At 57.8% G+C, this 11,907-nt stretch carries 8 protein-coding genes, 2 tRNA genes and 2 pseudogenes; 8 read left to right on the forward strand and 4 right to left on the reverse strand.

All coding sequences use genetic code 11. The annotated features are described in order from the left end of the window. The first annotated feature begins 5 nt into the window (after positions 1-5). The 3 genes from glgC to glgA all read left to right on the forward strand — a co-directional run bounded on the left by glgC (position 6) and on the right by glgA (position 3,564). Positions 6-1,370, forward strand: a complete 1,365-nt coding sequence (glgC, locus tag LG374_RS08805; protein WP_225757347.1) for a glucose-1-phosphate adenylyltransferase — start codon at positions 6-8, stop codon at positions 1,368-1,370. Positions 1,371-1,508: 138 nt separating this feature from the next. Continuing rightward, positions 1,509-2,027: a YfbM family protein gene (locus LG374_RS08810; RefSeq protein WP_225757348.1), complete on the forward strand. Its 519-nt coding sequence runs from the start codon at positions 1,509-1,511 to the stop codon at positions 2,025-2,027. 106 nt (positions 2,028-2,133) lie between these two features. Further along, entirely contained in the window at positions 2,134-3,564 is a 1,431-nt protein-coding gene (glgA, locus tag LG374_RS08815) for a glycogen synthase GlgA (RefSeq protein ID WP_225757349.1), read from the forward strand. A gap of 224 nt (positions 3,565-3,788) precedes the next feature. Here glgA and LG374_RS08820 read toward each other — a convergent pair. Continuing rightward, positions 3,789-4,193, reverse strand: a pseudogene (locus LG374_RS08820) (IS5 family transposase); the annotation flags it as partial. 42 nt (positions 4,194-4,235) lie between these two features. Between LG374_RS08820 and LG374_RS08825 the strand changes: the two are divergent. The 3 genes and pseudogenes from LG374_RS08825 to LG374_RS08835 all read left to right on the forward strand — a co-directional run bounded on the left by LG374_RS08825 (position 4,236) and on the right by LG374_RS08835 (position 5,351). Then, a pseudogene (locus LG374_RS08825) lies at positions 4,236-5,019 on the forward strand (IS5 family transposase). A gap of 143 nt (positions 5,020-5,162) precedes the next feature. Continuing rightward, a tRNA-Gly gene (locus LG374_RS08830) sits at positions 5,163-5,237 on the forward strand. 40 nt (positions 5,238-5,277) lie between these two features. Continuing rightward, positions 5,278-5,351 (forward strand) — tRNA-Cys (locus LG374_RS08835). Positions 5,352-5,819: 468 nt separating this feature from the next. On the opposite strand, the gene ppc is transcribed toward LG374_RS08835, so the two are convergent. Next, positions 5,820-8,591 (reverse strand): phosphoenolpyruvate carboxylase, encoded by a 2,772-nt coding sequence (gene ppc, locus LG374_RS08840; RefSeq protein WP_225757350.1) that lies wholly within the window; start codon positions 8,589-8,591, stop codon positions 5,820-5,822. 148 nt (positions 8,592-8,739) lie between these two features. Here ppc and deoC point away from each other — a divergent pair, with 148 nt between their 5' ends. Continuing rightward, complete coding sequence (gene deoC / locus LG374_RS08845; RefSeq protein WP_370639337.1) at positions 8,740-9,423, forward strand: deoxyribose-phosphate aldolase; 684 nt, start codon at positions 8,740-8,742, stop codon at positions 9,421-9,423. Between the two features lie 3 nt (positions 9,424-9,426). Beyond that, positions 9,427-10,353, forward strand: coding sequence for a ribokinase (rbsK, locus tag LG374_RS08850; protein ID WP_225757352.1), 927 nt, complete (start codon positions 9,427-9,429; stop codon positions 10,351-10,353). A gap of 202 nt (positions 10,354-10,555) precedes the next feature. On the opposite strand, the gene ccoP is transcribed toward rbsK, so the two are convergent. Both ccoP and LG374_RS08860 read right to left on the reverse strand, forming a co-directional pair. After that, complete coding sequence (ccoP, locus tag LG374_RS08855) at positions 10,556-11,704, reverse strand: cytochrome-c oxidase, cbb3-type subunit III (protein ID WP_225757353.1); 1,149 nt, start codon at positions 11,702-11,704, stop codon at positions 10,556-10,558. Next, a complete protein-coding gene (locus tag LG374_RS08860) occupies positions 11,701-11,904 on the reverse strand; it encodes a cbb3-type cytochrome c oxidase subunit 3 (RefSeq protein WP_225757354.1) in 204 nt (67 codons plus the stop codon). The genes ccoP and LG374_RS08860 overlap by 4 nt, the downstream gene beginning before the upstream one ends. Between the last annotated feature and the right edge of the window lie 3 nt (positions 11,905-11,907).

The raw sequence follows: 11,907 nt of genomic DNA on the forward strand, positions 1-11,907 counted from the left end.
CAAACATGAGTGCCAAAGAAAATACCCTGCCTTCCACCGAAGAAATCGCCAACCAAACCCTGGTTCTGATCCTGGCCGGCGGACGCGGCTCACGCCTCTACGAGCTGACCGATCAGCGTGCCAAACCGGCCGTGTACTTTGGCGGTGGTCACCGCATCATCGACTTTGCGCTATCTAACTGCATCAACTCGGGTCTCCTCAAAATCGGCGTCATCACCCAATACGAAGCGCACTCACTCTTGCGCCACCTGCAACACGGCTGGTCCTTCCTGCCGCGCGAACGCGACCAGTTCGTCGATATGCTGCCGGCGCGTCAGCAGCTCAATGACCAAACCTGGTACCGGGGCACCGCCGATGCCGTGTGGCAAAACGTGCACATCATGAAAGAACACTACCGGCCCAAATACGTCCTCATACTTGCTGGTGATCACATCTACAAAATGGACTACATGCAAATGCTGCGTGACCACATCGCCTCGGGCGCCAAAGCCACCGTCGGCTGCATCGAAGTCCCGCGCGAACAAGCCGTCGCCTTCGGCGTCATGGCGGTGAACGAAAAACTCAAAGTCAAAGCCTTCGTTGAAAAACCCGAAGACCCACCCGCCATGCCCGACCGCCCCGGCTCATCACTGGCCTCAATGGGCATCTACGTCTTCGATGCCGACTACCTCTACGAAGTCCTCGAACGCGAAGCGACGAGCCCCGACACCTCGCACGACTTCGGTAACGACGTCATCCCGGCCGCCGTGCGCGAAGGTGTGCTCTACGCCCACCCCTTCGAAAAATCTAGCAAGGGCCGCAACACCCAGGGCACCATCTACTGGCGCGACGTGGGTACCATCGACAGCTACTGGAGCGCGAACATTGACCTCGTCAGCGAATACCCGCAACTCGACATGTTCGACGAAAGCTGGCCGATCCGTACCGTGCCGAAACAAACCGCACCGACCAAATTCTTCTACAAGCACAACCATACCCGCACCATCGACAACTCGCTGATTGGCGGCAGCGGCGTGATTACCGATGCGGAAATCAGTAACTCCGTCATCTTTGACCGCGTCCAGGTCGCCGAAGGCAGCCACATCGAATACGCCGTCGTCCTGCCACAAGTGCGCATTGGCAAAAATTGCGTACTGCGCCGCTGCATCATCGACCGCAACTGCGGCATCCCGGATGGCATGCAAATCGGCGTTGATGCCGAGCTGGACAAACAGCGCTTCCGCGTCAGCAAAGGCGGCGTCGTCCTCGTCACCAAAACCATGCTGGCTGCCCTTGCCGCTAAACAAAAACAAGCGGAGGAAGCCGCTAAACAAAAACAAGCGGAGGAAGCCGCCGAACAAAAACAAGCGGAGGAAGCCGCCGAACAATAACTCACCACGCGGCTTCTCGCTGATATAGAAAAACCCCTCCTCCATTGGGGGAGGGGATAGGTAAGAGAACCGCGTAGAGACAACCCCACCAAGCGGAACAACCACACAATTTGAACAAAAACCAATTGGAGATAGACCATGAGCTGCTTAGGTGTACATTTCGCACTCAATGCCGACGACATGGCCGAACTGCGCCAAACGGACTTGCACGACGAAGAAGCACTACAAAACTACCTCGCTAACCTCGAAGCGCGTTACCTCGGCGAAGAAGGCGGGGAACACAGCGCAGAAAGCGCTAAAGCCTGGGACGCCATGCACCGCCTTCTGACGGATGGGCGACTGGAATACCAAAATGGCGAATACCCGCTCAACCACACCGTGATAGGCGGTGAAATCCTTATCGGTGGGGGGGAAGACGACACCTACATCATCAGCCTGAAAACACCGGCACAAGTACAGGACATCGCCCAAGCCCTGATGACCATAGACGAAGAAACCTTCCGCCGCCGCTATTTTGCTCTCGACGAGAAAGCATACGGCTACCCCCTGAGTGAAGATGACTGCGACTATGTCTGGGACTGGTTTCAAAACGTCCGCGACTTCTACCAACGCGCAGCGGCAGCAAATCGCCACGTCATCTTTACCGTTGACCAATAGCCACGCCAAGCGGAACAACCACGCGGATTACCCGTTAATCCCCAGAACAACACAATCCGAACCACCAACCCCACCAACCAAAACCACCTGACAAGAGGAGCCCATCATGAAAATCCTGCATGTATGTTCAGAACTCTACCCGCTCATCAAAACCGGCGGCCTCGCCGACGTTTTGGGCGCCCTGCCTTTTGCCCAACATGCTGCGGGACAAGACGTGCGCGTCGTTCTGCCGCTCTACCCGCAAGTTGCGGAAAAAATCGGCGAAACCGGCCATGTTGGCTACTACCACACCTTCGCGGGCGACATCGAACTGCGCTACGTCAACTACAACGGCGTCGGCATCTACCTTATAGACTGCCCGCACCTCTACCAGCGTCCGGGCAACCCCTACCACGACCAGCACTACGCCGACTACGGCGACAACTACCTGCGCTTCGGCCTCCTCGGCTGGGTCGGTGCCTCACTTGCCGCCGGAGCCGATAGCTGGTGGCGCCCCGACGTCCTGCACTGCCACGACTGGCAGGCCGGACTTTCCCCCGCCTACCTCGCCGCTTGGGAAGTGCCGGTCAAAACCGTCTTCACCATCCACAACCTCGCCTATGCGGGCATCTTCAACAGCCGTCACATGATTGAGCTGGGCCTGCCGCAAAACATGTACGGTCCCTACGGCTTCGAATTCTACGGGCAAATGTCCTACCTCAAAGCAGGCCTCTACTACGCCGACCACATCACGACCGTCAGCCCAACCTACGCGCGCGAAATCACCGTGCCGGAACACGGCTATGGCCTGCACGGCCTGCTCGGCGAACGTGCCGCACAAGGCCGGCTCACCGGCATCCTGAACGGCGTGGACAATACCACCTGGAACCCCGGCACCGACCCGCATATTGATAAGCCCTACACCATGGATTACATGCAGGGCAAACGCACCAACAAACACACCCTGCAACAAACCTTCAACCTGCCGACGGATGACAGCGTGCCGCTGCTGGTGATGATTACCCGCCTCACCGAACAAAAAGGCGCGGACATCCTCCTGGGCGCCGCCGAAAGCCTGCTCTCACGCCCGCTGCAACTCGCCATCCTCGGTACCGGTGCGCCCGATCTCGAAGCTGCCTTCCGTGACCTCGCGGGTCGCCATCCGGAAAAAGTCGGTGTGCGCATTACCTACAACGAAGCCCTCTCGCACCAAATGATCGCCGGTGGCGACGTCATCCTCGTGCCAAGCCGCTTCGAACCCTGCGGCCTCACCCAACTTTACGGCCTCAAATACGGCACCTTGCCGCTGGTGCGGGCGACGGGCGGCCTCGCCGATACCGTCGTTGATGCCAGCGAAGACAGCATCGCCAACCACAGTGCAACCGGCTTTGTCTTCCATCAGCCGACCCCGGATGCCCTGCTTGGTGCCGCTGGCCGGATGCTGGAAAAATGGCAGAGCGCCAAAGAATGGGCGGGCATCCAGCACAACGCCATGCACGCCGATTTCGGCTGGCATAAAGCCGCCAAGGCCTATGATGCGCTTTATGGCACCCTGTGAACTGGCGAACAACATAGCCGCTCCATGAACCCAAGCCCCTCGCCCCGCGTGAGGGGCTTTTTTTGTGCGTGCAAAGACTCCACCTCTTGAAAGGTGGGGTGCCAAGCTAATCAGCTTTTTGTGTGGAGGTAATGGACAAATTCCATGCTGAAAATCTCGGGAGACCTTACGCTGCAAGGATTTCAGGGGTTAAAAACTTTTCAGAGTGAGGTCTTAGAACGTGTTCATAGTCTTCGTAGCAAGATTCCCAAGAAAGCCAAAACTACCATTTGCAAACTGGTACTCAACTTACGCTCGCAGTTTTGCCAAAGCCGCCTATTCTTTTCCAACCAGGAAAAACTGCGCTCTACTACCCATCGCTTTGGCAATACCGCAAAGCGGTGTAATTCGTTTCGTTTGGCAATCTCTACCTCCGCACCCATCAACTCCTGTACTGACGAAGCAAATGCCTTACCCATGTAACTACCGTCAGCAAGGACTTTTTGTACCACACCAAGATTATCCCGCCCACGTTCCAAGGCTAGCAGGCAGCCTTTTCTATCCGTAACATCCGCCGTCGTTACCGCAAGCGCATGCGGCAAACCCTGCGTGTCAACCGTTATATGTCGCTTGATGCCGTTCACTGTCTTAGAACGTGTTTATAGTCTTCGCCTCTGCTGTAAACTATCGGCATGAACAGAAAAACCTACCCAAGCGATATCAGTCGCGAGCAATTTGCGCCTCTCCTTCCCCTGCTGGAAAGTGCCCGTAAACGCACAGCGCCACGTCAGGTGGACTTGTACGATGTCTTTTGTGCCATTCTCTATCTGCAACGCACCGGCTGCTCCTGGCGCGCTTTGCCGGGCGATTTCCCCAAATGGCGCACCGTGCATTCCTACTTCCAGAGATGGACTGAGCCACGCGAGAGTGGCATCAGCATCCTTGAGGAAGCATTAAAAAAAACAGGTAGTTGCGGAGCGCCGCAAGCAGGGGCGCCATGAAGCAACCACTTTCCTGATTATTGATGCGTAGAGTGTGAAGAACACGGATACGGCCATGGAAAAAGGCTACGATGCGAGCAAAAAGGTTAGCGGTATCAAGCGGCATATAGCGGTTGACACGCAGGGTTTGCCGCATGCCATTGCGGTAACGACGGCGGATATTACGGATAGAAAAGGCTGTCTGCTGGCATTGGAACGTGACAAGGATAATCTTGGGGCGGTACAAAAAGTCCTTGCTGACGGTGGTTACACGGGTAAGGCATTTGCTTCGTCGGTACAAGCGTTGATTGGTGCGGAGGTAGAGATTGCCAAACGAAACGAATTGCACCGTTTTGCAGTATTGCCGAAGCGATGGGTAGTAGAGCGCAGCTTTTCCTGGTTGGAAAAGAATAGGCGGTTTTGGAAAAACTGCGAGCGTAAGTTGAGTACCAGTTTGCAAATGGTAGTTTTGGCTTTCTTGGGAGCCCTGCTATGAAGACTATACACATGCCCTAAGAAATCGCTCTATGTGCACACGCGTCTGATAATATGAAAGTTTTTAAAAAACAGCATATTAAAAGAATAATTTAAACATCGCTTGACCCGGTAAAGAATCCCACTATAATGCGCGCCCACAACGCGGGAATAGCTCAGTGGTAGAGCACAACCTTGCCAAGGTTGGGGTCGCGAGTTCGAGCCTCGTTTCCCGCTCCAAATTCCTTCTGAGCCTCAATATAGAGGCTCTTTTAATTCAGGCTGGGTAGCAAAGTGGTTATGCAGCGGATTGCAAATCCGTGGACGCCGGTTCGATTCCGACCCCAGCCTCCACACCTACTTATCAGCCCCTATCAGGGGCTTTCTTTTTGTCTGTAAAAAAACGGCGCTTATCAAAATATTTCCCCTTCGCGGACTATCAGGGAATACCCCCAATCCTAGAAATTAAGGTGAAAAAGCGGTGTACTGCATAGTTACAACGACAATAACCTTGAACGCGAAGGCTCGCACCTACCGCGTTATCGCCGCGGCTGTGCAAGACCAACTACGCAGTATCACATCACCCACCCTGCCTGTTTCGACCGCCTTACTGGATACTGCTGCGACCTCGAACGCGAGCCAGGTAGCTTCATCGGACAGCTACTGACCCCATACCTGCCATTCGGGCCCTGTTGCTCTTGCTGAGCTTTCTCAATCCATTGCAGAACGATCACTATGCACTGTATAAATCCTGACGTCCTCCGTCCGGCGCATGAAAAAGCAGGCTTACGCCTGCTTTTTTCTTGGTGTGTGTGGAGTATTTCAACCCGTGTTGCGTAATCCTGCGGCGAGTGCGTTGATGGAGCGGATGAGCGGGTCGTTCACGTCCGCATCTTCGCCGTTTTTCGCGCGGCTGCGGCGCAAGAGCTCGATCTGGATGTGGTTAATCGGGTCGAGGTAGGGATCGCGCCAGCGCAGGGAGGCGGCAAGGCGCGGCTGGTGTTCGAGCAGGTGCTGCTGTTTGAGTACACCATTCAGGCCGTCCAGGGTTTTTTGGTATTCGTCTTTGACGGCCTGCATCACGGTGGCACGCAGGGCATCGTCCGGGCAGAGCTGGCTGTAGTTTTCCGCAGTTGCCAGTTCGGTTTTGGCGAAGGCCATTTCGATGTTGCTGATGAAGGCGTCGATGAACGGCCATTGTTCGCGCATTTCGTCCATCAGCGGGCGGTCTTCGGCGCGGATGGCGGCGAGTGCGCTGCCGACGCCGTACCAGGCAGGCAGCATGAAGCGCGCCAGCGACCAGCCAAAGACCCACGGGATGGCGCGGATGGTTTCTTTGGTCGGTGTGCCTTTGCGGCGGTGTGCCGGGCGTGAGCCGATGTTGAGCAGGCTCAGTTCGCGTACCGGGGTGGCGTCCACGAAGAATTGGTAGATGCCGTCGGTGCGGTCGGTGAGGTCGCGGTAGCTTTTTTCGCTGGCGTCCGCCATGCGCCCGATGAGGGTTTCGTACTCTGCGAGCCGGGGCGGGGTTTTGGCGAAGCGGGTGCTACTTGCTTTGAGTGCGCCGGTGATGCCCATGGTGAGTTCGTACACGGCGGTTTCGGGGTTGGCGTATTTGGCGTAGAGGACTTCGCCCTGTTCGGTGAATTTGATTTCGCCTTGCAGGGTGCCGGGCGGCTGGGCAGCGATGGCGTGGTGGGTGGAACCGCCGCCCCGGCTGACGGAGCCGCCGCGTCCGTGGAAGAGGCGGGTTTTGATGTGGTATTTGCGCGCGATGGCGAGGATGTTTTGCTGGGCGCGGTAGAGTTGCCAGGCGCTGGTGAGGATGCCGCCGTCTTTGCTGCTGTCGGAGTAGCCGAGCATGATTTCTTGGGTGTCGCCCTGGTTGGCGAGGAGGGCGCGGTAGTCGGGGTTGTCGAGGAGGACGGGCAGGATGTCGTCAATGGCTTTCAGGTCTTCGATGGTTTCGAAGAGCGGCGCGATGGGCAGCGCGGCGTAGGGACGGCCTTCGCTGTCTTGGCCGGAAAGGCCGGCGAAGCGCATCAGGAAGAGGACTTCGAGGATGTGGCTCGCGTGGTGGGTCATGGAGATGATGTAGCTGCCGAAGGTGTGCGGGCCGACCAGGTCGCGCAGGCGGGCGATGGTACGCATCAGCGCGAGTTGTTCGCGGGTCTCGGCGCTGAGGTTGTTCTCGAAGATGAGCGGCACACCGGGGGCGGCAAGCAGCCGGTTCAGGATGTCGAGGCGTGCGGCTTCGTCGAGGCTGTGGTAGTCCGGCAGGTTGGGCGCATGCGCGAAGATGTCGGCGACGACGTTGGTGTGATAGACGGATTCTTGGCGGATGTCGAGCGAGGCCATGTGGAAGCCGCAGCTGCGCACGAGGCGGATGAGGTCCTGGATGTCGCCATCGGCCTGTTCGGGATCGTGCTGTTTGAGCGCGTCGCGGATGAGGATGAGGTCGTCGAGGAAGTCTTTCGGGCTGTGGTAGGCGTGTTCAGCGGCGGCTTTATCCGCGCCCATGCTCTGGATGTAGCGGTTGGTGTGCTGGATTTTGGCGCGCATCAGCACGAGCAGGCGGCGGTAGGGTTCGTTGCTGTAGTCTTCGGGGTTGTATTCGAAGACGGTAACGCCGAGGCGGGCGTAGTGTTCGTTGCGCGCGTTTACGGCAGGGTCTATGGCGGTGATGCTGGCGCAGTGCAAGAGGCGGTTGCGCAGGTGTTTGAGCTGTTTGCTGTAATAGCGCAGGACGTTGTCGGCGTGCATCAGCACGGCCTGTTCGGTGGTTTCAAAGGTGACGAAGGGGTTGCCGTCGCGGTCGCCGCCAATCCATGAGCCAAAGCGCAGGAGCGGCGGCAGCACGGTGTTTTTGAGTTCGGGGTAGATGCGGTTCAGTGCTTCGCGCAGGTTGCGGTAGGTCTGCGGGATGGCCTGAAAGAGGCTGGCGTTGAAGTAGTGCAGGCCGTTGTTGATTTCGTCATAGACGAGGGTTTTACGGGTGCGGATTTCGTCAGACGCCCAAAGCAGGTCGATGAGATCCGCCGCTTCTTTAAGAATGCGTTCGCGCGCGGCGCTGTTTTCGGTAGTGTGGTCGAGGCGGTCGCAGAGGCGGTAGAGGTTTTGTAGGATGCTCATGGTGGTGCGCCGCCGTGCTTCGGTGGGGTGCGCGGTGAAGACGGGGATGAAACGCAGCTGGGTGATGAGTTCGGCGACTTGTTCCGGGGAGAGATCGTTGTCGCGGCATTGTTGCAGGGTGTGGTGGAAGGAGCCTTCCCACAGGCTGCCACTCTCGCGCGCGGCGGCACGTTCCTGGCGCAGGAGGTCTTCTTCGGCGAGGTTGGCAAGGGCAAAGTAGAGGCTGAAGCCACGGATGACGTTTTTCAGGCGGTCGTCATCCAGCGCGGCGATGGTGCGTTTCAGGGCGGCGCGGCGTTCCGGGTTGGGGTTTTGCCGTTCTTCAATGTAGCCCTGGCGCAGGTATTCGATGGTTTGCAGGGTGTCGCTGCCTGCCTGACGTTCAATGGTTTTGCCAAGCAGGTTGGCAAGCAGGCGGATTCTGGCGCGGAGCTGGTCAGCGTTGGGGGCGGTCGGCATCATGATGATGTTTTCTCCTGTTGTTGGATTGATGTCGGGTCGCGATAGTAAACTTTTTTTATTTTTATCGTGCGGGTTTTTGCCTGTGCGCCGCTTGGCGTCGTCTTTGGTGCTATGGTGGTGCCATTATCAGTCCACAATGGAGGTTGCCATGAAGCTGTCCCGCTATATTGACCACACCCTGCTTGCGCCGCAGGCAACAGCGGCGCAGATTACGCAGCTATGCGACGAGGCACGTGAGCATGATTTTTTTGCGGTATGCGTCAACCCGGCTCGCGTCCGACACGCCAAAGCGGTGCTGGCTGATACTGCGGTCAAGGTCTGCACGGTCATCGGCTTCCCGCTGGGAGCCGACACATCCGCCGTCAAGGCTTTTGCGGCAAGGGATGCGGTGGAGAACGGCGCCGATGAGCTGGACGTGGTGATAAACATCGGGCTTGCAAAAGACGGCGACTGGGCGGCAGTGCAGGCCGATATTGCCGCCGTGGTGCAGGCGGCTGCCGGGCGGGCACTGGTCAAGGTCATTCTGGAAACCTGCCTGCTGACGGCGGATGACATTCGCCATGCCTGTGCCGCTGCCATGCAGGCGGGCGCGGATTTCGTCAAAACGTCCACCGGCTTTTCCAGCGGCGGCGCGACGATAGAAGCCGTCCGCCTGATGCGCGCCTGCGTCGGTCCGGATTTCGGCGTAAAAGCGGCGGGCGGTATCCGTACACCCGGAGATTTCCAAGCGATGCTCGCTGCCGGGGCAAACCGCATCGGCTCCTCTGTCGGCTGCAAATTATTAGCGGAACAAGCAAACACTTCTTCTCCCACCCCTTCCATCCAGGAGTAACCCATGGACATCGCCGTCATCGGATCCAACATGGTCGATCTCATCGCCTACATCACCCGTATGCCCGCCGAAGGCGAAACCGTCGAAGCGCCCGATTTCAAAATGGGCTGCGGCGGCAAGGGCGCCAACCAGGCAATTGCCGTCGCCCGTCTCGGCGCGGAGGTACTGATGTTGAGCCGCGTCGGCAACGACATCTTTGCCGACAACACTATCGCCAACTTTCGCGCAAACGGCATCGACACCCGCTACATCCTGAAAAGCCCGGCGGCCAGCGGCGTCGCACCCATTTTCGTTGATCCCGAAGGACACAATGCCATCATCATCGTCAAGGGCGCGAACAAGCTACTGTCTGCCGATGATATTGCCCGTGCCGCCGCCGACATCCGCCAATGCAAGCTCATCGTGTTGCAACTGGAAATCCCGACGGAGACGGTCTATGCCGCCGTGCGCTTTGGCGTGGCTAACGGCATCCCGGTTCTACTCAATCCCGCCCCCGCCCAACCCGATCTCGTACTGGAAAACGTCAAAGCCTGCGAATTCATCGTGCCGAATGAAACGGAGCTGTCGCTGCTGACCGGAATGCCGGTGGACAGCGCAGACGACATCCGCACCGCAGCAGCGGCACTGCGCGATACGGGGGTGAAGAACGTCATCGTCACCCTCGGTAAACGCGGCGCCCTGTGGCTGGCCGCAGACGGTACGGAACAACACTTCCCGCCGGTCAATGTCACTGCCAAAGATACGACCGGCGCCGGCGACGCCTTTATCGGCTGCTTCGCCACCGTGTACGTTAAAACCGGCGACGTGGCACGCGCGATTACCGCCGCTAACCATTACGCCGCCGATTCTGTTACCCGTCTCGGTACGCAGACGTCCTATGCAGGCCGTGAGGCGTTTATTCGTTTTTATCCTGATTTCGCAGAAATGTAGGAACCTTTCTCTGATCAATCCTAGTTGTAAGCTGAAAAGACAACACGGCGAAAACAGCACAGGTGTACGGCGCGATTTTTAGAGCCCTGTGGGAACCCGACGAGGCTCGCCGATACCATATCGGTTCTACCCGGTATAGCTATAAAAAATCCGCTACCTCGCAGTAGCGGATTCCGGGTTTCGTTCTGCTGATACAGAGATTTCAGTTTGCAGGCGGCGCGGCGGTCGGTGCTGTTTCAGCAGTGGGCTGCACACCAGTTTCGGCGGTTACGGGCTCGGTCGTTGCCGGGGTTTCTGTCGCCGGGGTGGTTCCTGTGGCTGGTGCAGGTTCGGTGGTGCTTTCCGCTGCTGGGGTTGCTTCGGTCGCAGGTGCTTTGTTTTCCGCAGCTATTTCTGCTTCGTCTGCCTCGTGGCTGAGGGAATAGACGTAGGCGGCGACAACTTTGATTTTGGCGTCTCCCAGCGTGTCTTTCCAGGCGGGCATCACGTTGTTGCGCGGATGCAGAATTTGCTGCTCGATGAAGGTTTTGAGGGCGGCGGGTTCGTCGTCTTCGGCATAGAGCCAGATTTGGTCGGCCAGTTTCGGGGCACCAAGGATGGGGTTGCCTTCACCTTGGCCACCGTGACAGGCAACGCAGCTGGTGCCATACAGGGCTTTGCCTTTTTCGGCGGCAGCGCTGTCGTGCGTGTAACCACCCAGGGCGAGAACGTAGTTGGCGACTTCATCCAGTTTGCTCTGGTCTTCGCTGCTCGGTGCCCAGGCGGGGTTATTCGGATCAATGGCGACCAGTGCACCGCCGGGCGGCATGGCCCCCGCGTGGCCGTTGGTAATAGTGTTAATGATGGCTTCCGGTGTGCCGCCCCAAATCCAGTCGTTATCGGTGAGGTTGGGGTAGCTACCGGCGACACCGCCGGCGTCACCGGCGTGGCAGACGGCGCAGTTCTGCGCAAAGATGCGGCGGCCTGTCGCAAGAGCTTCCGGGTCTTTCGCCAGTTCTTCGGTGCTTTTGCCGGCGTAGTGGCGGAAGTAGTCGGCGGATTGGGCGTCAATACTGCGGCTTTCTTGCTGGTATTGGCTGATTTGTGTCCAGTTTTTGACGCCTTTAAAGACGCCCGGGTAAAGGACGAGGTAGAGGATGGCGAAGGCAATCATCAGGTAGAAGAGCGACAGCCACCAACCCGGCATGGGGTTGTTCATTTCTTTGAGGTCGCCGTCCCAGGTGTGATCGATGATTTCGCCTTCTTTGGCGTCGCCGCCCGCTTTGATGTGGGTTGTCCAGTAAACGAGGGCGATGTAGCCCAATATGTGCAGGATAGTGACTGCCGCGATGAAGATGCTGACTGTTGTCATGATTCTTGCCTCTTGTGTTCTTCTTGTTCCGGGTAGCGTGGGGTAACAGGCGCGTCGCCATCATCTTTCAGTGCCAGTTTTTCTGCGCCCTGATAGGGTTTGTGGCGCTGTGGCAGGTAGAGCAGGATGACCATCAGGATGAAGGAGATGAAGAGTACGACGGTCGTGAATTTGACCCATGCGATGCTGCCGGCTGTCATGTT

It is taken from the genome of Cardiobacterium sp. Marseille-Q4385 (assembly GCF_916618745.1).
Taxonomy (GTDB): domain Bacteria; phylum Pseudomonadota; class Gammaproteobacteria; order Cardiobacteriales; family Cardiobacteriaceae; genus Cardiobacterium.

Coding starts and splice junctions, on each gene's coding strand:
- glgC (WP_225757347.1), top strand. CDS start 6: ATGAGTGCCAAAGAAAATACCCTGCCTTCCACCGAAGAAATCGCCAAC.
- ccoP (WP_225757353.1), bottom strand. CDS start 11,704: ATGACAACAGTCAGCATCTTCATCGCGGCAGTCACTATCCTGCACATA.
- deoC (WP_370639337.1), top strand. CDS start 8,740: ATGAAGCTGTCCCGCTATATTGACCACACCCTGCTTGCGCCGCAGGCA.
- glgA (WP_225757349.1), top strand. CDS start 2,134: ATGAAAATCCTGCATGTATGTTCAGAACTCTACCCGCTCATCAAAACC.
- LG374_RS08810 (WP_225757348.1), top strand. CDS start 1,509: ATGAGCTGCTTAGGTGTACATTTCGCACTCAATGCCGACGACATGGCC.
- LG374_RS08860 (WP_225757354.1), bottom strand. CDS start 11,904: ATGACAGCCGGCAGCATCGCATGGGTCAAATTCACGACCGTCGTACTC.
- rbsK (WP_225757352.1), top strand. CDS start 9,427: ATGGACATCGCCGTCATCGGATCCAACATGGTCGATCTCATCGCCTAC.
- ppc (WP_225757350.1), bottom strand. CDS start 8,591: ATGATGCCGACCGCCCCCAACGCTGACCAGCTCCGCGCCAGAATCCGC.